Annotated in this window: 23 protein-coding genes, 1 tRNA gene and 2 pseudogenes; 10 read left to right on the forward strand and 16 right to left on the reverse strand. The window is 63.7% G+C overall.

Features of this window, described 5'->3' with window-relative positions:
• The first annotated feature begins 37 nt into the window (after positions 1-37).
• Positions 38-769, forward strand: coding sequence for a FadR/GntR family transcriptional regulator (locus ACFOOL_RS02990; protein WP_380094729.1), 732 nt, complete (start codon positions 38-40; stop codon positions 767-769).
• Positions 770-788: 19 nt separating this feature from the next.
• Entirely contained in the window at positions 789-1520 is a 732-nt protein-coding gene (locus ACFOOL_RS02995) for an SDR family oxidoreductase (protein ID WP_380094731.1), read from the forward strand.
• A 278-nt stretch (positions 1521-1798) separates the two neighbouring features.
• Here the strand turns inward: ACFOOL_RS02995 and ggt are convergent, their stop codons facing one another.
• The 3 genes from ggt to ACFOOL_RS03010 form a co-directional block, all read right to left on the reverse strand.
• Positions 1799-3460, reverse strand: coding sequence for a gamma-glutamyltransferase (gene ggt, locus ACFOOL_RS03000; RefSeq protein ID WP_380094733.1), 1662 nt, complete (start codon positions 3458-3460; stop codon positions 1799-1801).
• Positions 3461-3668: 208 nt separating this feature from the next.
• Positions 3669-3869, reverse strand: a complete 201-nt coding sequence (locus ACFOOL_RS03005; protein WP_380094734.1) for a hypothetical protein — start codon at positions 3867-3869, stop codon at positions 3669-3671.
• Between the two features lie 10 nt (positions 3870-3879).
• On the reverse strand, positions 3880-5511 hold the full coding sequence (locus ACFOOL_RS03010) for an L-lactate permease (protein ID WP_380094736.1): 1632 nt from the start codon (positions 5509-5511) through the stop codon (positions 3880-3882).
• Between the two features lie 352 nt (positions 5512-5863).
• Between ACFOOL_RS03010 and ACFOOL_RS03015 the strand changes: the two genes are divergently transcribed.
• A complete protein-coding gene (locus ACFOOL_RS03015) occupies positions 5864-6106 on the forward strand; it encodes a helix-turn-helix domain-containing protein (protein ID WP_380094738.1) in 243 nt (80 codons plus the stop codon).
• Here the strand turns inward: ACFOOL_RS03015 and ACFOOL_RS03020 are convergent.
• The 5 genes from ACFOOL_RS03020 to ACFOOL_RS03040 form a co-directional block, all read right to left on the reverse strand.
• The gene (locus ACFOOL_RS03020; RefSeq protein WP_380094740.1) at positions 6015-6422 is read right to left on the reverse strand and encodes a Zn-ribbon domain-containing OB-fold protein; all 408 of its coding nucleotides are present in this window, start codon (positions 6420-6422) and stop codon (positions 6015-6017) included. The genes ACFOOL_RS03015 and ACFOOL_RS03020 overlap by 92 nt on opposite strands.
• A gap of 11 nt (positions 6423-6433) precedes the next feature.
• Positions 6434-7594 (reverse strand): thiolase family protein, encoded by a 1161-nt coding sequence (locus ACFOOL_RS03025; RefSeq protein WP_380094742.1) that lies wholly within the window; start codon positions 7592-7594, stop codon positions 6434-6436.
• A complete protein-coding gene (locus ACFOOL_RS03030) occupies positions 7591-8793 on the reverse strand; it encodes a CaiB/BaiF CoA transferase family protein (RefSeq protein ID WP_380094744.1) in 1203 nt (400 codons plus the stop codon). Before ACFOOL_RS03030 ends, ACFOOL_RS03025 begins: the two co-directional genes overlap by 4 nt.
• A 20-nt stretch (positions 8794-8813) precedes the next feature.
• A complete protein-coding gene (locus ACFOOL_RS03035; protein WP_380094745.1) occupies positions 8814-9635 on the reverse strand; it encodes an enoyl-CoA hydratase/isomerase family protein in 822 nt (273 codons plus the stop codon).
• Between the two features lie 89 nt (positions 9636-9724).
• Complete coding sequence (locus ACFOOL_RS03040) at positions 9725-11218, reverse strand: aldehyde dehydrogenase family protein (RefSeq protein ID WP_380094747.1); 1494 nt, start codon at positions 11216-11218, stop codon at positions 9725-9727.
• A 120-nt stretch (positions 11219-11338) separates the two neighbouring features.
• Between ACFOOL_RS03040 and ACFOOL_RS03045 the strand changes: the two genes are divergently transcribed.
• The gene (locus ACFOOL_RS03045; RefSeq protein ID WP_380094748.1) at positions 11339-12226 is read left to right on the forward strand and encodes a LysR family transcriptional regulator; all 888 of its coding nucleotides are present in this window, start codon (positions 11339-11341) and stop codon (positions 12224-12226) included.
• A 63-nt stretch (positions 12227-12289) separates the two neighbouring features.
• On the opposite strand, the gene ACFOOL_RS03050 is transcribed toward ACFOOL_RS03045, so the two are convergent.
• The 4 genes from ACFOOL_RS03050 to ACFOOL_RS03065 all read right to left on the reverse strand — a co-directional run bounded on the left by ACFOOL_RS03050 (position 12290) and on the right by ACFOOL_RS03065 (position 16857).
• Positions 12290-12934: a cysteine hydrolase family protein gene (locus tag ACFOOL_RS03050; RefSeq protein ID WP_380094750.1), complete on the reverse strand. Its 645-nt coding sequence runs from the start codon at positions 12932-12934 to the stop codon at positions 12290-12292.
• Between the two features lie 124 nt (positions 12935-13058).
• The gene (locus ACFOOL_RS03055; RefSeq protein WP_380094753.1) at positions 13059-14552 is read right to left on the reverse strand and encodes a sugar ABC transporter ATP-binding protein; all 1494 of its coding nucleotides are present in this window, start codon (positions 14550-14552) and stop codon (positions 13059-13061) included.
• A 26-nt stretch (positions 14553-14578) separates the two neighbouring features.
• Positions 14579-15862: a sugar ABC transporter substrate-binding protein gene (locus ACFOOL_RS03060; RefSeq protein ID WP_380094755.1), complete on the reverse strand. Its 1284-nt coding sequence runs from the start codon at positions 15860-15862 to the stop codon at positions 14579-14581.
• Between the two features lie 17 nt (positions 15863-15879).
• Positions 15880-16857 carry an ABC transporter permease gene (locus ACFOOL_RS03065; RefSeq protein ID WP_380094758.1) on the reverse strand — a complete coding sequence of 326 codons (978 nt, stop codon included), beginning with the start codon at positions 16855-16857 and terminating at the stop codon, positions 15880-15882.
• Between the two features lie 523 nt (positions 16858-17380).
• Between ACFOOL_RS03065 and ACFOOL_RS03070 the strand changes: the two are divergent.
• Both ACFOOL_RS03070 and ACFOOL_RS03075 read left to right on the forward strand, forming a co-directional pair.
• Positions 17381-17674 (forward strand): annotated as a pseudogene (locus tag ACFOOL_RS03070) (transposase); the annotation flags it as partial.
• Positions 17675-17714: 40 nt separating this feature from the next.
• Positions 17715-17804 (forward strand): annotated as a pseudogene (locus ACFOOL_RS03075) (IS5/IS1182 family transposase); the annotation flags it as partial.
• Between the two features lie 178 nt (positions 17805-17982).
• Here ACFOOL_RS03075 and ACFOOL_RS03080 read toward each other — a convergent pair.
• Both ACFOOL_RS03080 and ACFOOL_RS03085 read right to left on the reverse strand, forming a co-directional pair.
• Positions 17983-18059: transfer RNA gene (locus ACFOOL_RS03080), tRNA-Met, on the reverse strand.
• A gap of 94 nt (positions 18060-18153) precedes the next feature.
• Complete coding sequence (locus ACFOOL_RS03085; RefSeq protein ID WP_380094760.1) at positions 18154-18762, reverse strand: UdgX family uracil-DNA binding protein; 609 nt, start codon at positions 18760-18762, stop codon at positions 18154-18156.
• A 183-nt stretch (positions 18763-18945) separates the two neighbouring features.
• Between ACFOOL_RS03085 and ACFOOL_RS03090 the strand changes: the two genes are divergently transcribed.
• Positions 18946-19896, forward strand: coding sequence for a ring-cleaving dioxygenase (locus ACFOOL_RS03090; protein WP_380094762.1), 951 nt, complete (start codon positions 18946-18948; stop codon positions 19894-19896).
• 307 nt (positions 19897-20203) lie between these two features.
• Here the strand turns inward: ACFOOL_RS03090 and ACFOOL_RS03095 are convergent, their stop codons facing one another.
• Positions 20204-21910, reverse strand: a complete 1707-nt coding sequence (locus ACFOOL_RS03095; protein WP_380094763.1) for a vWA domain-containing protein — start codon at positions 21908-21910, stop codon at positions 20204-20206.
• A 216-nt stretch (positions 21911-22126) separates the two neighbouring features.
• On the opposite strand from ACFOOL_RS03095, the gene ACFOOL_RS03100 reads away from it, so the two are divergent.
• Entirely contained in the window at positions 22127-22312 is a 186-nt protein-coding gene (locus tag ACFOOL_RS03100) for a hypothetical protein (protein WP_380094764.1), read from the forward strand.
• A 93-nt stretch (positions 22313-22405) separates the two neighbouring features.
• On the opposite strand, the gene mnmA is transcribed toward ACFOOL_RS03100, so the two are convergent.
• Positions 22406-23557, reverse strand: coding sequence for a tRNA 2-thiouridine(34) synthase MnmA (gene mnmA / locus ACFOOL_RS03105; protein WP_380094766.1), 1152 nt, complete (start codon positions 23555-23557; stop codon positions 22406-22408).
• A 252-nt stretch (positions 23558-23809) separates the two neighbouring features.
• Here mnmA and ACFOOL_RS03110 point away from each other — a divergent pair, with 252 nt between their 5' ends.
• Both ACFOOL_RS03110 and ACFOOL_RS03115 read left to right on the forward strand, forming a co-directional pair.
• Entirely contained in the window at positions 23810-25291 is a 1482-nt protein-coding gene (locus ACFOOL_RS03110) for a flagellar hook-length control protein FliK (RefSeq protein WP_380094768.1), read from the forward strand.
• 12 nt (positions 25292-25303) lie between these two features.
• Entirely contained in the window at positions 25304-26017 is a 714-nt protein-coding gene (locus ACFOOL_RS03115) for a flagellar hook assembly protein FlgD (protein ID WP_380094770.1), read from the forward strand.
• Positions 26018-26040 lie beyond the last annotated feature (23 nt).

Below are 26040 nucleotides of genomic sequence, written 5' to 3' on the forward strand. Positions count from 1 at the left end.
CGCCCCCGGCGCGGCCGGGACGTGAAAGGACCCTGACTTGACCCTGGCCGAAAGGACCAAACCCCTGCTCAAGCCGCGCGTGCACCGCCATGTGGTCCGCACGCTGGCCCAGCGCATATTGGGCGGCGAATACGCCCCCGGCGCGGCGCTGCCCCCCGAGCCGGAATTGTGCGAGAGCTTCAAGGTCAGCCGCAGCGCCGTGCGCGAGGCGGTCAAGGTGCTCGACAGCAAGGGCATGGTGACCACCCGCCCCCGCACCGGCACGCTGGTGCGGGCCCGCGAGGAATGGAACCTGCTCGACCCGGATATCCTGGCCTGGTCGATGGAGCTGCATCCCAGCGCCGAACTGGTGCTGAGCCTGATCGAGGCGCGCCAGGTGATCGAGCCGGCGGCGGCGCGGCTGGCCGCATTGCGGGCCACCGCGCGCGACATCGCCCCGCTGGAGGAGGCCTTTGCGCGCATGGGCCGCTACAAGGCGGCGCAGGATTTCGAGGCCTTCAACCAGGCCGACATCGCCTTCCACACCGCCCTGCTGCGCGCCAGCGGCAATATCGTCTTCCAGCAATTGTCCAATACCATCGGCGCGGCGCTGGCCTATTCCTTCCGCCTCACCATCTCGCGGGCCCGCGAGCCGGGCGCCTCGCTGCCCAATCATGGCGAGGTGATCGAGCGCATCCGGCTGCGCGACAGCGAAGGCGCCCACGCCTCCATGGCGCGGCTGCTCAATATCGCCATAGTGGACCTGGGGATCGGCCGCGCCGTCCCGTGAAATGGAGGAGAGACAGCACATGAGCAAGCCGTTGCAGGACAAGATCGCCGTGGTCACCGGCGCCGCCTCGGGCATTGGCCTGGCCACCAGCCGGGCGCTGCTGGAGGCAGGCGCCCGCGTGGTGATGGCCGACCGCAACGCCGAGGCGCTCGCCGCGCTCACAACAGAGCTGGGCGAAGGCGCCATCGCCCAGGTCACCGACCTGCTCGACGCGCAAAGCTGCGCCCGCATGGTGCCGGAGGTGCTGGAAAAAACCGGCCGCATCGACATCCTGCACTGCAATGCCGGCAGCTATATCGGGGGCGAGCTGGCCGACACCACCCCCGAGGCCATCGACCGCATGCTCAACCTCAACGTCAATGCGGTGATCAAGAACGTGCATGCGGTGGCCCCGCACATGATCGGGCGCCGCACCGGCGACATCATCGTCACCTGCTCGGTGGCGGGGCATTTCCCCACCTATTGGGAGCCGGTCTATTCGGGCTCGAAATGGGCCATCACCAGCTTCGTGCAGGGCCTGCGCCGGCAGATGGTGCAGCACAATGTACGGGTGGCGCAGATCTCGCCCGGCCCCGTGGTGTCGGCGCTGCTGGACGACTGGCCGGCGGAGAACCTGCGCAAGGCCCGCGAGGCGGGCGGGCTGATCGAGCCCGAAGACGTGGCCGAGGCCATCCTCTTCATGCTGACCCGCCGCCGCAGCGTCACCATCCGCGACATGATCATCCTGCCCAGCAATTTCGACCGGGTGTAGGGGGCGCACCCGCCCATTACAGGATACCCCCACCCCCAGAGCCTTTTATTGTCAGGCGAAATCTTTGCCTTTGCTCCCCTCCCCCTTGAGGGGAGGGGTCGGGGGTGGGGGTTCCGTGCCGTCGATTTTCTCGATGAACCGTTCGGATTCCCGGACAATCCCGAACCCCCACCCTCATTCCCTCCCCTCAAGGGGGAGGGAGGCGAAGGGGCCGGCATTGCGGATTTATCCATATGCAATAGCCCTGCCCCAAGGGGAGGGGGATTGAGGGAAAACGCCTAATATCCCATGGCGGCACCGTCGCCGCGGGGGTCGGCGCCGCCTTCGAACAGCCGGTTCCCGCGGTCGATCCGGATGGCCTGGGCGTGGCCGAGCGCCCCGTCCCAATGCCCCACCATCTTGACCGGCTGGCCGCGCAGCCGCAATTCGCGCGCCGTCTCGTCGGGAATGCGCGCTTCCAGCATCAGGTCGTGCGTCTCCACCCCCCAGGTCCGCCCGATCAGCCAGCGGGGCGCCTCGATCGCCTGCTGCACGTCGAAGCCGAAATCGATCAGCCGCGTCAGCATGGCCGCCTGTGTCTGGGGCTGGCCCTCCCCGCCCATGGTGCCATAGGCGAGCACCGGCGCCCCGTCCTCGAGCAGCATGGCGGGAATGATGGTGTGGAAGGAGCGCTTGCCCGGCTCCAGCCGGTTGGGGTGATTGGCGTCGAGCGAGAAGAACGAGCCGCGATTCTGCATCACCACGCCCGTATCCCCACCCATCACCGCCGCCCCGAAATCGTGATAGATCGACTGGATCATCGAAACCACCATCCCGTCGGCATCGGTGACGCACAGATAGATGGTGCCGCCATCGGGGCTGCGCCTGTCGAACTGCGTACCGTAGCGCAGCCCCGGCTCGACCTCGTGCAGCTCCAGCGCCCGCGTCGCGGAAATCAGCCCGCGGCGCTCCTCGGCATAGGATTTGGACAGCAGCCGCTCGAGCGGAATATCGACGAAGGCGGGATCGGTCAGCCATTCGTCGCGATCGGCGAAGGCGACCTTCACCGCCTCGACGATGTGATGGTAGTAATCGGCCGAGCCTTCCCCCCAGCCGCGCACGTCGAAGCCTTCGAGCAGGTTGAGGATCTGCAGGGCCGCAAAACCCTGGGTGCTGGGCGGCAACTGGAACACCTCACGGCCGCGATAGGTGGTGGAGATGGGCGTCACCCAGCGCGCCTGATAGCCGGAAAAATCCTCGGGGCGGAGCGGCGAGCCGCCCGGTGCGATCGCCGCGCAGATGCGCTGCGCCACATCGCCCTCGTAAAAGCCCGCCCTGGCCCCCGCGGACGCCAGGGTGGCAAGGGTCTCGGCCAGCCGGGCCTGCACCAGCACCCTGCCCTCGCGCTCGGGCACGCCGCGCGGCAGGAACACCGCCGCCATGCCCGGGTCCCGGGCAAGGATGCCGGCGTCCCGGGCCAGCCAGTCGGCGAGCGAGCGGGTGATGGCGACACCGTTGCGGGCGAATTCGATGGCATCGGCAAAAAGGCTTTCCCAGGGCAGTTTGCCGTACCGCTCATGCGCCAGGCGCCAGCCGTCGACCGCGCCCGGCACGTTGAGCGCCGCCAGCGGCCCGCGCATGGGGATGTTCTGCGTGATGCCGCGCCCGCGGTAATAGTCGCGGGTCGCTGCCTGCGCCGAGGGCCCGCTGGCGTCCAGCGCCTGCACGCCCTCGACGCCCGACCCGGCGATCAGCCAGAACCCGTCGCCGCCCAATCCCGCCATATGCGGATAGGCCACGCACAAGGTGGCATTGGCGGCGATCGCCGCATCCACGGCGCTGCCGCCGCGCCGCAGGGCGTCGAGGCCCGAGGCCGAGGCCAGATAATGCGGCGTCGACACCATGCCGCGCGAGGCGAGAATGGGGGGGCGGCCGGTGCGCGGCCCGTCTGCATGGCTCATGATCGGTTCCTTTTCATTCGAGGGTGCGGACCGGGACGGAGGGGCGCCGCGCCCTGTCGGGGCGAAAGCGGCGCTCGGGACCGTCCCGCTGAAGAGCGGCCATCCCTAGAGCGCCAGACGATCCGATGGAATCGGATCGAGCGCTCTATTTCTTTGTTTGCGCATCGGATTATTCGAAAACCGTGAATACACTTTTCGGTCCGATGCGCTAGCCCGGGTCCCGGGCGGGGGGAAACAGCACGCGCTGCGCCGGCGGGATCAGCGCCCCCAGCAGCAGCATGGCCAGGCCCAGCCACCATAGCCATGCCGGTCCTTCCGTGGTGCCGATGCTGATGAGCGGATAGGAGGCCATCAGCAGCAGGAAGGACAGGCCCAGATAGGCGACGCGGTTCTTGAACAAGGCCTTCATTACGTTTCCCCTATGCCGCGAGCAGGACGAGAACGACGGTGGCGATGCCGGTCAGCAGGAAGGCGGCGATGGTCCAGGGCAGCGTCTTGCGCATGATCTCGCCCTCCTTGCCGCTGATGCCGGCGGTGCTGGCGCCCATCACCACATTGGCCGGGGCGATGGCATTGCCGATGGCGCCGCCCGCGCTCTGGGCCGCCAATATGGTCGCCTCGGGCAGGTCCTTGAGCCGGGCGATGGTGATCTGCAGGTCCGAGAACAGCACGTTGGACGAGGTGCTGCTCGAGGTGGTGAAGGCGCCGACGGCCCCGATGCCGTTGGAGAGGAAGGCGAAGACATAGGCGGGCGCGACCGCCGAAATGCCCAGCGCCAGCACTTCGTTCTGCCCCGAATGGTTCATCATCGAGGCCATGATCAGAAAGGCCATGATGGGCACCGAGGCGGGAATGGCGGTGTCGACGAGGCCGCGCAGCACCCCTTGCGCGCCGCCTGGCGCCGCTGCCGCCCAGCGCGCGAAATAGCCGCGCCCGAGAAAGACGATCCAGGTGAGCAGCGCGGTCAGCAGCAGCCCCGCGCCCGGATGGGTCAGGGGCCGCAGCGCCGAATAGGCGTCGCTTCCCGCCACCGTCAGCCCGTAGCCGGTCGACACGGCGGGGAATGGCAGGCCGAAGCTGACGCTGGCCAGGGCCTCGCGCAGCGGCACGACCAGCGAGGTGCCCACCGCGATCAGGCTGAGCACGATATAGGGCAGGAAGGCCATCGCCGTGCCCATGGGCGGGGTCCGCTCCCGGGCGGCGGTGGCGCCATCGGCCAGCATGGCCGGGCGGTCCACGATATCGGGCGCCGGCTCGGCATAGCGCTTCCAGCGCGCCAGCGGGAACAGCGCCAGCATCGCCGCCGTGGCCGGCAGGAAGGCGGCCAGCGCCGGATCGATCATCACCGCCACGATCTGCCCCAGGCCCTGGATGGCGGCGATGATCAGCACCAGCGGCCAGCCGTGGCGGATCGCCGGCCAGCGGCCATACATCCACACCACCGTCAGCCCGCCCAGCAGCGTCTGGATGACGATCAGGATCGCCGCCTGATAGGCGGTGGCCAGGGTGGTGGCCTGGTCGATGTCCACCACCTGCAGGGTCGCCAGCCAGCCCGCGCCCAGCGTTCCGTAGAACTTGGCCCAGATATGGGCGATGATGGGAATGGCCACGGCGTAGATCGGCTTGAGGCCGAAGGCGACCAGCAGCGGCGCCACGATGGCGATGGGGGTGCCGAACCCGTCAATGCCCTGCAGGAAGGACGCGAACACCCAGCCCAGCGCCACCACGATGAACAATTCGTTGCGGCTCATGCGGGTTATGCCCTGGCGCATGGCCTCGTAGCCGCCCGACTTGTCCATGATCTGGTAGAGCAGCAGCGCCGGCCAGATGACCAGCAGGATGAAGATCGCGTCCCAGACCCCCTTGCCGCCGGCCACCGCCAGCGTCTCGAGCGGCGTCCTGAACACCAGCAGCGCAATGGCGGCAGCCACGAATATTCCCAGCGCCCCCGCCTGTTGCGCCGTCCAGCGAAGCTGGATCAACAAAAACGCCAGCACGATCACCGGAACAACGGACAGGGTCCAATGCAGTATATCGACAGGTAATTGCATGATTTGATCCGCTCCACCAACCCACACCATAGCGCCCCCGGGCACCATGATTTTGTTCCAGGTCAAAATTCGGCCGGGCAAGGTCCGGAATGACTGGATGCGCCCATCTGCGGGCGCACCGGAATTCCCGCCATGGTTTCACGAAGACCGGGCCGGTGCCATGGCCTGGAGCCTATGCTTCCGAAAAGGTTGGGGATTTACAACGCCACGGCAGGAAACCACGGCGGGACGCCCACGGCGCCGGGAATTGAAGGCAGCCATGATACGATGATTATGGACGAACTGGATCGAAGGTCAGCATAAATGCCCCTAGGGGATAGTGAGGTGATGGCCCGCAATAGAGGTTGCGGACATGACACTCATCAAGACTTTCGACCAAAACATCCGCAAGCTGCGCAAGGAGCGTGGCTGGACACAAGAGCAGCTTGCCTTCGGCGCTGGGATAAAACGCGCCTATCTCAGCGAAATTGAGAACGGCCAGCGCCCGGCAAATCGCGAAGCAATCATTCCTTCAGAATGGACGCTCTTGGAAGGCAGACACCGTCATCCATTTTCTGCAACACAATCGCCACCCGCTTTCCGATGGAAGTGCTGATGGCATCCTCCTCCAACAGGTTGGTCACCAGCACAGGCCCCTCGTCGAGTCTCACAGCAATGACGTTATAGGGTGCAGGGTATTGCGGCAGATACTGCCGGTGAAAGACCGTCCAGGACAGGACGGTGCCGCGCCCGGAAACGGCGCGCCAGTCGTGGGCTTCTTCGAGGCAATCCGGACAAATCGCAGACGGGGGGTAGCGGTAGGTGGAACACGCGCAGCAGCATTGAAGGCGCATTTCGTTCTGATCTAGATACTCCCAGAACGTCAGGTCAAATAGTCCACGCATGCGGTCGGACGTGGCGTTGGTCTGCATGCTCAAATCTCTCAGTCGGTGCCGTAAATGATCGATATGGCCTTGCCGGCAATATCTGCGGAATAGTGGACACGGCGGCAATCTTCGACCTGTCGTGCACCACAGGTCCCCCGAAGCTGACGAATTGCCTCAACCTGGTGGTTCCAGCCCTGCATGTAAGATTCCGACAGGTGCCCGCCGCTTGTATTGGTGGGCAAGACACCACCGGGGCCGATTCCATCTTCTCTGAGAAAGCGGCCGACATCGCCCACGGCGCAATAACCATAGCCTTCCAGGGCCAAGGGAACATGGGCGGAAAAACTGTCATAGACCTGAAAGCTGTCAATGTCGGCCAGATCGAGCCCGGCATCGCCAAACACCTGCTCGCGTACGACAGCATGGGCGGGGTGGTAAAAGTCGTCGAAGCGCGGTTCAAGGCTGGTTGCGCCGCGATTGAGGTCGTAGCGCCCAAGCGCTTCGACATAGACCGGACGATTGGAGAGGGCGCGGGCTAGGCCGGCCTCGGCAAGGATCAACGCGACCCCGCCGTCGTTGACCAGACAATAATCGAGCAGACGCAGAGGTTCGCAGATATAGGGGGACGCCAGATAGTCGTCATGGGTGATGACCTTACGCATAATTGCCTGCTCGTTGAGGCTCGCAAACTGTCTCTGCGCAACGCCGATATATCCCAGATCGGCGCGGTCAAAACCGGTCTGCGCACTATAGCTGTTCATCATCAGGGCATAGAGCGCGCCCTGTGAGGTTAATCCCCAAGGCGTGTGATAGACATAAGAGAGAAACAGGTCCCCCCCCATGGCCTGCGTGCCGCCATATTGCGTACTGGCCGAGCGCTGGTCGTTGCCGTAGATCAGGGCTACCACATTGGCGGCACCGGTCTCGATCGCCATGCACGCTTCGATCACCGCCAAGCCGGCATCCTGGCGCCCGCCCCAGCGCACATTGAGCCCCACGGTCTCGCACATGCGCTCATAGGCGGTGGACTGACCCACGATTACGCCGTCGATGCGATCGCGCGCAATCCCGGCATCAGCCAGGGCAGCCTTGAACGCCCTGGCGCCATAGCCATAGGCGTCAGTAACTCGTTCGCCAGCGCGGACTTTTTTCCAATCGCCGACATAGTCGGTTTCGCCAATGCCGATGATGGCCGCCTTGCGCCTGCTGCCAATCATCGGCCGGCATCCGCGCTTACTATCGCGCGCTTCAACAGGTCATCGATCGACCCGGCGTCCAGGCCCAGATCCGCAAGGATCGACCTCGTATGCTCGCCCAGCAGCGGGGGCGGCGCGAAGGGCGCCGCATTCATCTGGCGCGCATTAACGGGATTGCCCGGCGTCTTCAATGAACCCAGCGAAGAGTGCTCCATCGTGGCGATGAGGCGGGAGAACTGGGTCTGTTCATGGGCGATCACATCCTCATAGCCCGCTACGCGGCTGCACAAGATGTCCTGCGCTTCGAGCAGCGGCAACCATTCGTCGGTTGTTCGCGTCTTCATGGCGGCGGCCACCTGGGCAAAGAGTTCGAGCCGGTTCACCACCCGGTCGGCGGAGTTGGCAAAGCGGATATCGTCAGTCAGATCCGGTCTTCCGATCACCGAGCAGAAGCGCGGCCAGTGCTTGACCATATAGGCGGCGATCATGATCCAGCCGTCGGCGGTCGGATAGGCCTCATTGGGCGCCGAATAGGGGGCGGCACTCCCCAGCTTTGCCGGTTGTACGGGATCACCCAGATAGGCCGTGACCGCCGATTGCTGCAAGGCAACTGCCGAGCCGAAAAGGCTGGCATCGATATGCCTACCCTTGCCCGTCTTGCTGCGCTCGATCAGCGCTGTCATGCAGCCCAATGCGGCGACATAACCAGTGAACACATCCACTATGGGAGCCTGAACTTTCATCGGACCGCTTTCGGCCGTGCCGATCAGTCCCATCAAGCCGGATGCGGCCTGCATGATGCCGTCCACGCCGGGGTGGAAGGCAAACGGTCCCGTCTGTCCGTACCCGGAGACCGAGCAATAGATCAGGCCCGGATGGTCCTGCTCAAGTTGGGCAGGTCCAAGACCGAACTTATCCAGGGTACCCGGCCGAAAACTCTCCACCAGGATGTCGGCCTGGTCCGCCAGGCGACGCACCAATGCGGCGCCCTCCTCCTGCTTGAGATCGACGGCAATGCTCTTTTTGCCGCGATTGAAGCCAATATGTATCGGGCTCTGGTCGCTGTACCAGGGCGGGCCGAGAGCGCGGCCAATATCGCCTGACAAGGGCTCGACTTTGACGACTTCGGCACCGAAGTCGCCCAGCAGCATGGTACAGGTCGGTCCCGCGCCAATCTGAGTCAGATCGACAACTTTGATGCCTTTGAGTACGTCACGCATGTTGTCTTTCCGCCTTGTTCTTATGCGCCGCGAAATTTGGCCGGACGTTTTTCGGCAAAAGCCTTGCGCCCTTCGATGCGATCTTCGGTGTCCCGCAACACCCCCCACGCCAACTGCTCGAGCAGTAATGCGCTCTGAAGCGGCAGGTCGCGCCCTTCATTGGCCAGCATGAGCGCCGCGCGCACTGCCAATTGCGCATTGGCGGCGATTTCGCGTGCCAGTTCGTGCGCGCGTCCCAACAATGTGTCGGCCGGCACGACCTCGCTAACCAGGCCTAATCGAAGCGCTTCTGCAGCGTGTACTTTGCGGCCTGTCAGGATCATCGACATGGCGGCAGATTTGCCAACCGACCGCACCAATTGCTGAATGCCGCCAACAGCCGGGATTGACCCCACCCGCACTTCGGGAAGGCCAAAAATCGCCGTGTCAGCCGCAATGCAGATATCGCAGGCCAGCGCAAGCTCGCACCCCCCGCCAAGGGCGTAGCCGTTGACCGCCGCAATCACCGGCTTGTTGATCGCCAGTCGGTCCAGGTCGAGGGCTCTGACGTAGTTGCCCTTGTCGACACAGGACCGATCGGCAGAGAATAATCCCTGCGCAAAACTGGTCGCCGGGGGCAGTGTGTCGCGCAGGTCTGCGCCCGTGCAGAAGGCGCGTTCACCGGTCCCGATCAACACACATACCAACGCCTCGTCATCGTCGCGAAACCGGGCCAATGCCGCGCGCAACTCTTCCATCGCGGCAGGGTTGAGCGCGTTCATGCGCTCAGGTCGGTTGAGCCGTATGGTCCAAACGCCATCGTGCTCGGTGACCACGATTGGCACTTGAGATTGCTCAGACATGACAGCTCTTCCCTTCAAGCAGATGGGGACAGACGTGCGCGCTCAACAGCGGGTGCCGGTGAAGTCGAGATGCGGAATAGCCGGATGCCTCAACGGGCGGAGCCGACGCGCATTGTGAACGGATTCTGGATGCGATCGCGATCGACGTCCATCAACACGCTCTTGATCTGCATGTATTCGTTCATGACGGCGAATCCGTTTTCACGCCCGTAACCACTGTTGCCGCGACCACCAAACGGAGTTTGCGGAGCAACCTTCCGGTAGAGATTGAGGAACACAGTGCCCACATCAAGCTTGCGGGAGAATTCCTGCGCCCGGTAGAGATCGCTGGTCCATAGACCGGCAACCAGACCGAAGTCGCTGTCATTGGCGATCGCAAGAGCTTCCGCGTCGGTCTTGAACGGCATAATCGTCATGACCGGCCCGAAAATTTCTTCGCGGCAGATGTAATCCTGGTTGCTGGTACCCACTAGAATGGTCGGCTCGTAATAATAGCCGCCAGCATGACCGGGCACTTCGGCACGCTTGCCGCCCGTCAACAACCTGGCACCATCGGCTAGCGCACGCTCCACCAGCCCCGCAACGCGATCGAGCTGCTTCTGCGTACCGATCGGACCGACATCTGTGTCGGCTCCAGCGGGATGGCCAATGCGAATGGACTTAGTGCGCTCGACCAACGTCGCGACAAACTCGTCAAAAATCGATTCTTCAATCAGCACGCGAGAGCCGGCCATGCAGGTCTGACCGGTTGCCGCGAAGACACCGGCCATTACACCGGCCAGCGCCTTTTCGCGCTGTGCATCGGCAAAGACGATGTTGGCGCTCTTGCCGCCCAGTTCGAGGATCGTAGACACCAGCCGCTTGCCGGCCCCCTGCGCAACCGCCGCGCCATGGCCCGGCCCACCGGTGAAGAAGATCTTGCGAATGCCCTGGTGATCAACCATAGCGCTGCCCGCCTCAACGCCGTCACCGCACACAACGTTGATGACACCCGGAGGCAGCAGATCGACCAGCTTGCGCATCAGAGTGATGATCGAGCCCGATGTGTATTCGCTGGGCTTGACCACGACCGTGTTGCCCGCAGCAAGTGCCGGCGCAAGCTTCCAGACTGTCAGCAGGAGCGGCGAATTGCCGGGCACGATGGCACCGACCACACCATAGGGCTCGAGCGTGGTGTAGTTGAAAACGCCAGCATCGGACGGGATGGTCTGCCCGCAGACCTTGTCGGTCATGCCGGCAAAATATTCGAACCACTCCGAAGCCGCCTCGACATGCAGTCGACATTCCTTGAGCAACTTGCCTGCATCGCGGCTTTCAACTTCGGCCAGCTCGTCAATATTGGCACGAATGCGCGCCGCAATATTGAGCAGGAGACGCCGGCGGGCCGAAGGCTCCATCCAGCGCCATTCCGCATTGTCGAAAGCGAGCTGGCTTGATTTGACAGCAGCGTCGACGTCGGCAGCGCCACCGGCAGCCACTTCGGCCCAAGGCTGGCCATTGGATGGATCGATTGACGCAAAGTATCGGCCCGACGCCGCATCACGTTCCTCATTATCGATCCAGATACCGAAGCGTATGGTCAATGCTAAGCTCCTCGTCCGGCCCAACAAAATGGCCATGCTCTGTCTGTTAGGTTGAATTTAGGGCTTTGACTGAGGTGACGTCCAATAATATGTTCTGCGCCTGAAACATAGGAAATTTTTATGAATAGACTGGCCCTCTATCACATCGAGACCCTGCTCTGGATTTCACGGCTCGGAACATTCAGTGCTACCGCCGAGCGGCTGAACGCCACCCAACCCACCATTTCCGCCCGGGTTCGGGAGATGGAAGCCCATCTGGGCTACGCGCTGTTCAAGCGCGAGGGTCGCAACATGGTCCTCACGGTACGTGCGCGTCAGCTGGTAAGTGAACTGGAACATCTATGGAACCTGCTCGAGGGCGCACTGATCCCGGCCGATTCACCGGAAAGCCTTACCGGAATTGTCCGCCTCGGCTGCGGTGAAATTGCCGGCGTAATGTGCCTGCCTGAAGTGTTGAGTGACATCAACAAGACCATTCCAAAGCTGCAGCTCGAAGTGGAAATCGACATTTCCATGAATCTTCAGCACCGGCTTGAAGAGGGGCAGATTGACCTTGCTCTACTGGTAGGACCAGTGCAGGAGCGTTCGCTTGAAAGCGCTTGTATAGGGTTGGCGGAGCTATGCTGGTTCAGCACGCCCGAACGCTACGACCCGTTTCGGGGCAAGAGTCGCCATGACTTGCTGTCGGCCATGCCGATCTGGTCTCTCCCCCGCCTGTCGCACCTGCATCAGTATGTTACCGACATCCTGCGCGAGGAGGCCATAGTCTCGTCCACGATCTGCACCTGCAACAACCTACGAACCATGATTGACCTGACAGTTGCGGGGGCCGGTGCATCCATGCTGCCACGCTCGATGGTGCGCGAGCATGTAGAAGCTGGACGGCTGGAGATGATTTTGCCCGAAAACACGATCAAGTTTGAGTTCTATGCCGCGGTGCGACGCAGCAGCCAGGAGCGTGCCATTCGTGAAGTGTTCCGCCGAGCAAGCCTCGCCCGGATTGCATGAACAGTCGGGCCGACAGCTTTTGCCACCGGCCCGCGCGAAGCTTAAGGAAGGCCTGGATTCTCGTTATTGGCTTTCCAGTTCGCGGATCAGCACGTCCGAAGTTTCCACGCGACCATAGAGCGGCAGCAGATCGGTCAGTGTGCGCTCGGTATAGTCTCCAAGGAAACGGTCAACACAGTCCGACACCACGCAGATGCCATAGTCGCGCTCATTGCCGCTGCGCGCCGCCATCTCCACACCGAAATTGCATGCAAGACCCGCAATCATGATAATATTGCGGTTGAGGTTACGCAGCAGCACTTCAAATTCCGTGCAGGTGAATGGATCCACCTTGCCATTATCAATGGCGAACTCGTCCCGGGTCGGGTCCATGGCTACGTCGTCGAGGATGGCGGCGCCCCAGGTGCCACGGATCGCCATCTGGTCGGAGGCAAGGCCAAGCACACGGCCGGTCCCACGGACGTATCCGCCACGCGTTTCGCGCAGTTCGGGATGGCCGGGTCGAAAGGTCTCATTGTGATAGATAATCGGAATGCCGGCGGCGCGGCATGCAGCAACCAGCGCCTTGATCCGGTCCATAGTGCCGGTGCCATACATCTGGTCATGGGCAATGCGGGCGCCCTTTCCATCCTTGTGGATGAAGTCGTTCTGCATGTGGGACAGCACCAGAACGGTGTCGTCTTTCGGGATGGGCGGAAAATCTGTCACGTCGCTATCTCCTCGTAACATGCTGCGGGCTTGCCACAGCTCTGGCAAACTAAGACAGGCGGAAACCTGGTCTAGTAACTACGGTTTTTGACGGTCCCATAGGCGATATCTATGGAGCGCCGGGTCAGGCCAATGCTGCGATCAGATCGGCCTCGGTTGGTTTGGCCTCTACCAATGCGGGGAAAATGCCGATCTGTTCATGGTCACGCATGGTCACGATTCGGTTGGACAAACCGATCAGCTCCAGCAGATCATCGGAAATCAGCAGCACGGCGACGCCCTGATCGCAGATATCGCGGATCAGGCGGTAAATCTGGTGCCGGGCGCCGACATCGACACCACGGGTCGGATTGTCGAGAACCAGCACATTGGTTTCGGTCAGCGTCCAGCGTCCGATCACCACTTTCTGCTGGTTTCCGCCACTGAGAAGGCCGATCGGCTTTTGAGACAGCGGTGGGCGAACATCGAGATCGCGGATCAAGCCGGATGTCGCGCTCTTCTCCGCGCTGAGGTCGACAATGCCGGCTCGATTGAAATGACCGCGCCACAAGGCCGCGACAGTGGCATTCCAAGCGACCGAATGGTCGAGGAATAACCCCTCTTCCTTGCGTTCCTTGGGGACGTAGCCCACCTTGGGCGCTATGGCCCAGGTCAGAGCCCCCTGCGTGGGTCTGACGTGTCCAGCGACCAGGCGACCGAGTTCTTCCTTACCCGAGCCGACGAGACCGGCAACGCCGAGCACTTCTCCGGCATGCAGGGTGAAGTCCACCTTAGCGATTTCGCTGTCGACGGCGATACCATCGAGCGTCAGCACCGGCTCACCGCAGGTGGGGCGCTGCCGGTCTTCCAGATAGAAAGCTTCAGGCCGCGAGCGGCCGGTGATCAGGCGATGAAGTTCTTTTTCCTCCATGCCCTGGGATGGGCGCTCTTCGACAGACTGACCATCCTTGAGAACCAGAATGCGGTCGGTGGTTTGGATAACTTCGCCCGACAGGTGCGAGACGAAAACGATCGACGCACGCGCCTGGACCCGACGGATCAACTTGAACAAGACCTGCCGTTCGGCGGTATTGAGAGCGGCTGTGGCTTCATCGAGCAGCAGGATGGGGTGTTCAATCTCGAGCACTTCGGCAATGGCGAAAGCCCGCACGATTTCCACCAGCTGGCGCCGCCCGAACTGGTAGCTGCCCAGATCGTCGCGAACGCCGATCAGGTCACCGATTTGGAGTTCCTGCACGAAGCGTTCGGCTTGGTCGATCATACGGCCCGGCTGCAGAATGCCTGCGACTGAAAAGCGTCGTTCATGTCCGAAATAGAGATTTTCGTAGACATGAAGGTTGGGCAGAACAGCCTGTTCCTGGAAGGCCATGAAGATGCCCGCAGCATTGGCATCGCGATAGCTGCGCATCTGGACGGGTTTGCCATGCACGAGAATCCGACCGCTATCGGGCGCAACCAGACCAGCGGCCACCTTGAGCAGCGTCGATTTGCCCGCGCCATTCTCACCGGCCAGTCCCAGCGCCGACCCCACACCTACATTCATGGTGACACCGCGCAGGACCTGAGTCTCCCCAAATGTCTTATGAATGTTTTCGAGTGTCAAAGCTGGGGTCGGCATATTCGGGCTTCCGTCAACTATGGGTGTCAGGTGAACTGACGGGTGACCCAGTGGTCGGCATAGAGCTTGCCGATCTTTTCGATCGATGCTGCGTCATAGCCGGCCGGCAGTTCGTAACCATCTGGCTTGGCGTCATCCTGCCAAAGCACATTGGGGTCCATGGGGGTCAATTGCTGCTGGGTGTCCCAGTCTTCGGGATGCAGCACGCGCGACATACGGGCAAAGTCATAAGGCAGATCCCCGTTATAGAAGGCGTCGAGATAGATCGCCGCATTGCTCCGGTCGACCCAGGTGGTCTGCCAGAACATCATGCGCTCGGCCGGCTCGGGAACCCAGCCATGCAGCACGTCGAACAACCGCACCAGGAAGTAGCCACCGGACCAGTGGCTGAAACCATTGACCGAGCCGAGATAATTGCCGTCGCGGATCAATTCCCACACCTGCTGACCGCCATCGATCGAAACGATCGGGCGCTTCTCGCCCCGGATGCGCAAGGCGTTGTAGGCACCAATGCCGATGTCGTCGGTCGCGGCGAGAACACCATCGATCTGGGAGATGCTGCCTAGAAGATTTTCCATCTTGGCCTGGGCATCGGCTTGTGAGAAATCGGTATTCTGCTCGGTGGCCAGAATAATGTTGGGATATTCCTTGAGCACTTCGGCAATACCGGCACCCCGCAGGTTGCTGGCCGTCGCCCCCGCCAGGCCGGCGAGATAGATCACCGTCCCCTTGCCTTCGAGGTGATCGAACAGGCGACGCGCCATTTCACGGCCGGCAGCGCGGTCATCCATGGCGAAGTAGCCGGAATATTCCGGGCCGTAGTCGACCGGAGTTTTCCAAGCGGGGCTGTTATAAGAGGCGGTGAACGGTATGCCGCGCTCGGCGGCAGCGCGATAGATCGCTTCAACATTGGGCGCCTCAAGCGGCACGCAATTGAAGGCCGGCACGCCGGTATTGGCGATGGCCTGGATGTCGGCCACTTGCTTGCCTGGGTTGAGTTCTGCCGATACCGGACGATAGGTCTGGCCGAGGGCCTTTGCTGCAGCTTCGCCACCGGCCGCGCGATCCGCAATGATGGCAAGGACGAGGCTGTGCCAGGAATCGGCCATTTCGACCGAACCGAATTTCTCGGCAATGTCTTCGGGCGTCCAGCCGTCCTGAGCGAAGGCGTTTGTCGTGAGCAGACCCGGCAGGGCCGTTGCGGCTGCGAGGCCGCCTGCGCCGAGCAATAGGCTACGCCGGCTCAGCATGATGTCGAGGCGAGACTGAAGAACGTCCCGGCCAATGCCGGAGACTGATTTATTGGTCATGAATTCCTCCCATGAACCTATTTGACGATGAGTCCGGCGCCACGCTTCATGGTGAAGTAGACGGCCAGGATAACGACGAGGCCCTTGACGATGAGCTGCAACTCTTCGGCGGCGCCAAAATAGACCAGGCCACTGCTGATCAGCGTGATGATGGCTGCACCGATCACCGTGCCGAACGGGCCACCGACGCCACCGCTCAGCGCGGTACCACCCACGGCAATGGCAGCAATCGCATCAAGCAGGAAGCGGGCACCGATCTGCGGATTGCCCGCACCCACCTGACCGGCCAGGATCACCCCAGCAATGGCGCAGGTGAAACCCGAAATCGCAAAGGCAGCAATCTTGTAGCGGCGAATAGGCAGACCAAGCAGTTGGGCCACCTTCTCGCCGCCGCCAATGGCATAGGCGCCCCGACCAAAGACCGAGTAGCGCGCCACGAGCACGAACAGCACAGCCATGACGACCGCGATCACCGTCAGTACCGGCACGACGCCAAACAGGCGCTGGATGGCGATAAAATCGACGAGATCGCTCTGAAAGCGCACATAGCTAGGGCTGATGGTCAGCGTAATTCCCTGGATGATGGACAGACTGCCCAAGGTCACTAGAAATGATGGCAGTCGGAATGCGGTGATGACGACGCCGTTGAGCGCTCCGACGGCAGTGGTGACGGCAATGGCGAACAATACGGCTCCGTCGCCCAGCATGGGATGGCTGACCGCCAGGACCATTGCCGACAGCGTGACCAGTGAACCGATCGACAGATCGATCATGCCCATCATGACCACGAAGGTTGCACCAAGTGCCACAAGCAGCAGCACCGACGTCTGCTGGGAGAGCGACCAGAAGCTACCTGACGATAAGAACGCCGGGCGAAGCAGGCCGATGACCAGGTAGAGGCCAACCACCAGGAGAATATTGACCAGGACACGACGGGATGCTGGATCGCTAAACAGTCCCATCTTGATACCTGGGTTTTCCCCGAGTTCAGTCATCTTCATCGTCCTCACGGCCAATTTCGCGACGCGCGGTTAGCCCAATCCAAACTGCAAGGACGGCGTTCGATGAGAGGGCGCAATGGACCACACTCAACTTTCCCTAGAGGGCTCTTCGCCCCCACCACTTGTGCGGGTGTCCGCCGCCCAATGGTATCCTCGAACCACAGGGTGGAGACACAGCGGGATTTACACAAACTATATCTTTTGATTATTTCTCATTCATATAATCTATGTATTGGAGATAGGAGGTCGCCGCCCGTTGAGGAGTTGCGCAGTGGCATTGAGAAAACGTCCAAGTCGCCTCGGTCGAGGGAGCAAGCATTGCGGCAGTGCCGAAACACATCCGTGCTTTGGAGGTTAGCTCACCGAAATGACGCTGATCGCGGCCTCGTCCTGAAAGTCGATGCCGCCAGGTGGGCAACAAGCCTCGGTGGAACTTGGTTGGGTATTAGGGACGGCAATCCCGACCTAACAGGCGTCGGCGAGTGGGTCTGCTATTGGCGACATTGGGGGCGTACCCGAAGGCCGCCCGATCCGGATCAAGCTGACCGAGGGGCAAGCCCATGACGGGCGCTCGGTCATCGACATGTTCGAAACGCTCGAGGCCGGGCACATCCTGATCGCCGACCGCGCCTATAACAGCGACGCTTTACGCAACACGATGGCTGAACGCGGCGCATGAGCCAACATCCGCGCCATGCCCAACCGGGTCAAAACATTCCCATTCAGTCCATGGGTCTACCGGCAGAGAAACGCCGTCGAGCGCTTCTTCAATAAACTCAAACACTTCAGAGCCGTGGCCACACGATACGACAATCCGAATATGGCTGCGAAATTATGAATCGGTCACCTAGGGTGCCCCTCTCGTGCTCGATGCCTTGCCCAGGGCAAAGAGTCTGCTCGGGGACAAGGGATACGACGCCGACTGGTTTCGTGCAGCGCTTGCCGACCGCAAGGTCTCGGCCGCCCTCAAGGCTGCGCGCACCTTTATCAGGCACGTGACGGTGCAACCATCCGAACAGCCAAATGCCAAAATGCTTGTCGAGATCGAAGGTGAAATGTCCAAGCTATGCGCGTCGCCTGGCAAGCTCGATCCCGACATGCAGCTGCCGGGGAGCTTGATGGTAGCGGAGGAGGGACTTGAACCCCCGACACGCGGATTATGATTCCGCTGCTCTAACCAACTGAGCTACTCCGCCCCGATATGGGCTGCCGGCAATGGCCGGCGCGCGCCTTACTAAGGTTGGCGCGGCTTTGCTGTCAAGCTCCGCCGGTGGGCGAAGGTGGACTTTTTCAACGCTCAAGGGTCTGGCGGACCAGGGCGAGGTCGGCTTCGAACTTCAGGCGCTCGCGCCGCCGGCCTTCGGCATCGGGAATGCGCAGCAGATATGAGGGGTGGTTGGTGACGAAGAGGAGCGGGCCACCCTCCATGGCGATCGGCGCCCCGCGCAGCCGCCCGATGGTGACGCTCGCCCGGCCCAGCAGGCTTTTTGCCGCCGTCGCGCCCAAGGCGACGATGATCTTGGGGCTCACCAACGTCACTTCGAGATCGAGCCAGAACTTGCAGGCCCGGATCTCGTCGCCGTCCGGACGCTGATGCAGGCGCCGCTTGCCGCGCGGCACGAACTTGAAATGCTTGACCGCATTGGTGACGTAGACCGCGGTGCGATCTATTCCCACCTCGTCAAGAATCTGATCGAACAGGCGCCCCGCCGGCCCGACGAAGGGACGCCCCGCCAGATCCTCCTCATGACCGGGCTGCTCCCCCACGAAGACGAGGCTGGCATAAGCGGGCCCCTCGCCGAACACCGCCTGCGTGGCGTTCCGGTAAAGCGGGCAGCGCCGGCAATCCTCCACCGCACGGCGCGCCTCAGACAGGGAACGGATTTGCTGCTCGGTCACGGTCCTGGCTCCTTGCGTTCACCAATCCAATGCTCCCGGAGGGCAGCGGGTTGCCGTTTTCAACGGCGGCATCGTTCAAAAATCGACACCAGTTCGTTGCGGTTGTTGCACTATGCAACATTAGGGGCCCGCCCTACATTCCACTCGAACCCGGCGCATCGGCGCCGCACGAGGAGAAATGCTATGACCCTTGAACTTGGCGGCATCCACCATCTGACGGCCGTGACCGCCGACGCGCCGCGCAATCTCGAATTCTACACCCAGACACTGGGCATGCGCCTGATCAAGAAGACGGTGAACCAAGACGATACCTCCGTCTATCACCTGTTTTACGGCGACGGCGTCGCGTCGCCCGGCGCCGACCTGACCTTTTTCGACTTCGAGACCCTGCGCGAGCAGCGCGGCAACCACACGGTGGGCCGCACCGGCTTGCGCGTGGGCAGCGAGGAAACCCTGGCCTGGTGGCAGCAGCACCTGCAGGATCACGAAGTGAGCACCAGCGCCATCAAGTCGCGCAACGGCCATCTGTCGCTCGATTTCGAGGATTTCGAGGGCCAGCGCTTCCGCATGGTGGTGGATGCGGCCAATACGGCCATTCCCTGGGAGAAGTCGCCGGTGCCGGCCGACAGGCAGATCATCGGCCTGGGCCCCATCACCCTCTCGGTGCCCCGGCTCGAGCCCACCGACGCGGTGCTGACCCGGGTGATGAACATGCGGCAGGTCCGGCACTACCCGGCCCGCGAACGCAATGGCGAGGTCTTCGTCTACGAGATGGGACCGGGCGGCCCCGGCGCCGAACTGCACGTCAACGTCGACCCCGGCCTGCCCCGGGCCCGGCCCGGCGCCGGCGGCGTGCACCACGTGGCATTCCGCACCCCCGACCAGGACAGCCTGCGCCAGTGGATCGACCGGGTGCACGGCTTCGGCATCCGCTCCTCGGGCGAGGTCGAGCGGTTCTATTTCACCTCGCTCTATTTCCGCGAGCCCAACGGCATATTGTTCGAGATCGCTACCGACGTTCCCGGCTTCACCGCCGACGAGCCGCTCGAAACCCTGGGCGAGGCCCTGTCGCTGCCGCCCTTCCTCGAGGACCGGCGAGCGCAGATCGAGGCCGGGCTGAAGCCGCTGCGCTAGAGCCGTTCATTGTCAGGCTGAATCGGCGCCTTTTTGCTCCCCTCCCCCTTGAGGGGTGGGGTTAGGGGTGGGGGGCCGTGCCGTCGATTTTCTCGATGATTTGATTGGAGTCCCGGACAATCCCGAAACCCCCACCCTCGATCCCTCCCCACAGGGGGGAGGGAGGCGAAGGGGCCGGCATTGCGGATTTATCCATATGCAATAGCCCTCCCCCTTGAGGGGAGGGCGCTGGTCGCCGCTTCCCTCAAAACCTGAGCGCCTCCAGAGCCCAACGGGTCCGGGCCCTCCTCCGCCCGGACCCGCCCGGCTATTGGCAGACGTCGCCGCCGATACCGCAGCCCGCCGGTCCCGTCTCGGGCCCGAGCAGGGCCGCGGTTTCGACGAGACGGATGAATTCCGCCCGATAGCCGCCGCGGTCGTCGCCCCGCCCTGCCCGGGCCAGGGCGGCGATCTCGTCCCAGCCCATCCCGGCGCCATAGGCGCTGGAGCGCAGCTTCTGCCCGAAAGCGGCGACCGAAGCGGCGAACTGCGCATCCGGGCCCGCATCGGCGATGCCGCCATAAACCATGTCCGCCGTGACCGGCATCTCGACGAGCTGGCTGGCATCGCCCCGGGGCAGCTTGTAGCGCATCCTGAGAAAGGCGATCTCGTCGCTGTCGCCCCGAGGAGTTTCGGCGCCGTAGCGCAGGGGATCGACCAGGCCGCCATCCGAGCCAGCCGGGACGATCTCATAGAGCGCGGTCACAGTGGTGCCGGCGCCGATATCGCCGGCATCGACCGCGTCATTGTTGAAATCCTCGCGGTTGAGGGCGCGGGTCTCGTAGCCGATCAGCCGATATTCGCTCACCGCCGCCGGGTTGAACTCGACCTGGATCTTGACGTCGCGGGCGATGGTGTGGAGGGTGCCGCCGACCTCCTCCACCAGCACTTTCCTCGCCTCGGCGAAACTGGCGATATAGCTGGCATTGCCGTCGCCGTTCTGCGCCAGCGCCTGCATGGTCGCATCATCGAGATTGCCGCGCCCGAAGCCGAGCACCGAAAGACCGATGCCGCCCCTGCGCTTGTCGGCGATGAAATGGCCAAGCGCTTCGGGATCGTCGATGCCGACGTTGAAATCGCCGTCCGTAGCCAGGATCACCCGATTGGTGCCCTCGCCGATCCGGCCCTGCTCGGCCAGGCGGTAGGCCAGCTCGATCCCCTGCGCCCCCGCCGTCGAGCCCCCGGCCTGCAAGCGGTCGATCGCCGCCATGATCGTGGCCTTGCGGCCAGCCGGCGTCGGCTCCAGCGCCACCCCGGCGGCGCCGGCATAGGTGACGATGGAAACGGTGTCGTCGTCCGAAAGCTGGTCGAGCAGGAGGGCGAAGGCGCGCTTGAGCAGCGGCAGCTTGTCCGGCGCGTTCATCGAGCCGGAGGTATCGATGAGAAAGACCAGATTGCTCCTCCTATCCGCCGGCGGCGGCTCGAAGCCCCTTATGCCGATCTGGAGCAATTGCGTCCTGTCGTTCCAGGGCGTGGGATAGACCTTCAGCATCGGCTGGAACGGCGCCTCGGCGCTCTGTGCCGCCGGATAGTCATAGGGAAAATAATTGATCATCTCCTCGACGCGCACCGCATCGCGCTGCGGCAGGAAGCCATCCTCCAACGTGCGCCGCACATAGGCATAGCTGGCGGTGTCCACATCGATGGAGAAGGTCGAGACCGGATCCTCGGCCACCACTTTCTGGCGCTGTTCCTCAAAGCCGGCGAAACTGTCGCCGGTCGGCTCGATGAACTGGACGGGCGGCAGGATCGACATGCTTTCCATCGCCATATCGGCGGGAAAGCGGCTGAGGCCGGGCACCGGCGCGGCCTGCCGGGTCCGATCGCTTTCGGCCGGGGGCGGGACGGGCACCGCGATGGCCTGCCGGGGCTCGGGCAGGTCCGGCGTCAGCGTGGTGGAATTGTAGAGCTGCAGGCCCAGCGGCAGGAGCAGCAGCGCGACGGCGGCAGTGCCCAGGGGGATACGGATGTCCATGATCGAAATCCTCTGCAAGGACGGGATGATGGACATGGGACGCCGGGGAAGGCCCGATCCTTGGCCGGACCGCGGATTTATTCAGGGTGCGGCGCTCCGCCCCATAACTTGATCATGCGCGCGGCGCCGCTTTGGCCTATCCTTGGGCCGGAGACCCCGCCATCGCGTCCGGCTTTGGCGACGGCGAAAAATCTTCGGCCCTCAAAGAGACCCCGCATGACCGACAAGCCCAATCTTCCTTTCGGCCTCAACCCCATCCGCATCATGATCCTGGGCATGGGGGTGCTGGCGCTGGTCATTTCCCTTTCCATCATCATGGGCGGTCCCGGCGCCTATCAGGCGCTCAAGGACGCCTCCAACGCCGCCAAGGAGCCGACGGCCGAGCAATTGCAGGGGGAGTGACGCGCGGGATCTGGGGCGAGGAGTCCCTCGCCATTGCCTCGGCTCTTTGCCTGCTCCCACAGGGGGAAAGGGGAACGCAGCGGCGCTTGATCTCTATGCCACCAGGGCCTGCGGCACCGCTTCGGCGATGAAGCCGCCGCCCAGGACGCGGCTGGTGGCGCTGTCGTCGGCGTAAAAGACGCAGGCCTGGCCCGGCGAGATGCCGTATTCGCCGCTCACCAGGGTGACATAGACCTCGCCGTCCCGCATCTGCACCACCGCCGGCTGCGGACCGCGGGTCGAGCGCACCTTGACCTCGACCGGCGCGCCATTGCCGGCGCTGGCCTCGGCCAGGGGCAGGCTGCCCAGCCAGTTGACGTCGCGCAGCCGCACCGTGTGGGTCTTGAGCGCCTCGCGCGGGCCGACGATGACGCGGCCGCCGCGATGATCGAGCTTGACCACGTAAAGCGGTTCGCTCGCCGCGATGCCGAGGCCCTTGCGCTGGCCGATGGTGTAATTGACGATGCCTTCGTGCCGGCCCAGGACGCGGCCATCCAGATGCACGATATCGCCCCCCGCCAGCGCCTCCGGATGCATCTTGCGGATGATGTCGGCATATTTGCCCTGCGGCACGAAGCAGATGTCCTGGCTGTCGTGCTTGTCGGCGATCTCGAGGCCCATGTCGCGGGCATGCTGGCGCACTTCGGCTTTGCTCATCCCGCCCAGTGGGAAGCGCAGGAAATCGAGCTGCTCCTGGGTGGTGGCGAAAAGGAAATAGCTCTGGTCGCGGTCGGCATCGACCGGGCGATAGAGCGCGCGCCGGCCGTCCTCGCCCAGCCGGGTCTGCACGTAATGGCCGGTCGCCAGCACGTCCGCCCCCAGGTCCTGGGCCACCTGCATCAGGTCGACGAACTTGACCGACTGATTGCAGGCGATGCAGGGCACCGGCGTCTCGCCCTGCCGATAGGCATTGGCGAAAGGCTCGATCACCGCGTTCTTGAAGCGCTCCTCATAGTCGAGCACGTAATGGGGAATGCCCAATCGCGCCGCGACGCGGCGCGCATCGTGAATGTCCTGCCCGGCGCAGCACGCGCCCTTGCGGTGAATGGCTTCGCCATGGTCGTAGAGCTGCAGCGTGACCCCCACGACTTCATAGCCCTGGGCAGCCAGCAATCCGGCGACGACGGAGGAATCCACGCCCCCGGACATGGCGACGACGACGCGCGTGTCCTGCGGGCGCTTGGCGATATCAAGCGAGTTCAGCATCTCTTTCGTATCCGGTTGGGGTCAAGGGCCAGCGGAAACCATGAAGGCGCGTTCTACGCCGCCCCGCCCGCTCTGTCCATTCACCCGGCAGCTTTTGCCGCCCGCACGGCAGGACCAGCCGCCCCTGCAGCACTCCCGCAGCGCGACCGGAAGCATTAATCTACTGAAATAAAAGGGAATTTCGGAAAATCCTAATCTGGCAAGGCTTTTGCTTCTTTCTTTTTGAATCGGTCTTTGTCGAGGGCGCCCGGCGTGGCATCACATTTGATAGTCATCAGCAGCGGCAGCGCGGCCCGTCTCTTCGGCGGGCCGCCGCCCGCCCATCAGCAGGCGGACAAGGCGCCCGCCGCGCTCCCGGGCATGTTCGCCGCCCTCATCGAGGACATGGCCGCCGGCAAGGATGGAAGCGGAGCCGCCGATATCGGCGTCGTCCTCCCCCCGGGGCAGGACGGCGGAGCCGATGGGAACCCGGACGCCGATCCCCTTGCCGCCGCCCTTTCTGCCCCCGTCGCACCTGCCGCCGCGCCGGAGCCGCAGCCCATGGTCGATTTCGTCGACGCGCTGGCTGCGCTCCGCGCCGGCCTCGAGCGGGGTGAACCGCTCGATCCCGAACTGCTGGCGCGGGTGGAAGCGGCGCTGTCCGGCCTCGCCGAGGCGCTGGGGCTCGATATCGACGCCCTCCCGGTTCCCGACGATTTCGCCGCGCTGCTGGCGCGCACCGACAAGGAGGCCCCCGGCCTTGCAGGAACGCTGATGCGCCTGCTCGATCCGCTCGCCCGCTCGCTCGACGCCGCCCGGCCGGCGACCGGCGAGGAAACCGCACTCCTCAAAACTCTCGGCGACCGGCTCGGCGCGCTGCTGGCAGCCCTCGAGGACGGGCCGGTTTCGGCCGAAAGGCTCGCCGCACTGGGCATGGCGCCCGGCCAGAGCCTCGATGCCGAAATCGAGGCGGCGCTGGCCCGTTTCGCCGCAAGCGCCGCGCCGATGGCCGCGGTGCCGGAGGAACCCACCCTTGCCGCACCCGCGCTCAAGCTCACCGAACCGGTTCTGGCCGGCAGGGAGAAAAATGCGCCCGAGGATGCGCCCGGACCCGTTCAGACGCCCGAGACGGGGCGGGACGACAAGCCGGCGCGTGCCGAGCCTCCGGCCCGCGAGCGCACCGCATCCGCCCCGCCGGCGGCGCGCGACGCCTCCGCCGCCCCGGCCCCCGCGGCCGATGCCCAGGCCGTCGCCCAGGCGGCGCGGGTGGATGCCGCCGCCAATCCGCGGATCGTGCAGGCCGGCTACCAGACCAGCCAGCAGCAGCTCAACCTGCCCCAGATCGCCTTCGAGCTGGCCCGGCAGGTGCAGGACGGCAGCACCAGGTTCCAGATCCGGCTCGACCCGCCCGAGCTGGGCCGTATCGAGGTGCGGCTGGACATCGACCATGCCGGCAAGGTCAGCGCCCGGCTGATGGTGGAGAAATCCGAGACGTTGGACCTGATGCAGCGCGACCAGCGCGGGCTGGAACGTGCCCTGCAACAGGCCGGGCTCGATGCCGGCAAGACCAGTCTCGAATTCTCACTCAAGCAGAATCCCTTTGCCGGGCAACGCGACCAGTTCGGGCGCGGCCGGGAGGGCGGCGCCGATGGCCCCGCCGCCGGCGAGCCGGGCCCGGCCGAGCAGGAGGCCGCCCCCACCGTCAATCTCTACCGCGGCGCCTTGCAGGCCAGCGGCGTCAACATCATCGCGTAAGGAGCAGGTCCCATGGCCGTCGACGGCGTTTCCGGTTCCAGCCAAGGCAGCAAGACTGCCCAGTCGCGCACCACGATCGCGCAGAATTTCGATACTTTCCTGAGCATCCTCACCACCCAGCTCAAGAACCAGAATCCGCTCGACCCGATGGACACCAACCAGTTCACCCAGCAATTGGTGCAGTTCACCGGCGTCGAGCAGCAATTGAAGACCAACGAATTCCTCGAGGCGCTGCTGCTCAACACCCAGACCAGCTTCCGCGCCGACACCGTCTCCTATATCGGCAAGCAGGTCTCGGCCTCGGGCAAGACCGCCGAGCTCAAGGATGGCGGCGCCTTCTGGGCCTATAACGCCGAAGCCAATGTCGCCAACGCCACCGTGACCATCAAGAATGCCGCCGGCAGCGTGGTCTATACCGAAACCGGCTCGCTCAATGCCGGCCCGGGCAATTTCCTCTGGGACGGCATCGGCTCGGACGGCAGCATGAAGCCGGACGGCGTCTATACGATCGAGATCAAGGGCACCAACCTGGCCGGCAACACGGTTTCGGTCTCCACCTCCTCGGTGGGCATCGTCACGGCGGTGGATTTCTCCGGCTCCGAGCCGATGCTGACCATCGGCAAGAACAAGGTCGCCCTCAAGGACGTCTCCGATGTGCGCCTGGTGAGCGAGACCGCCCCCCCGCCGCCCGCCGCCGATCCCGACGAGGACGAGGAGGCCGGCTGACCCGGCCCGCTTCCCCAACGGCC

It is taken from the genome of Devosia honganensis, assembly GCF_042648785.1.
Taxonomy (GTDB): Bacteria; Pseudomonadota; Alphaproteobacteria; order Rhizobiales; family Devosiaceae; genus Devosia; species Devosia honganensis.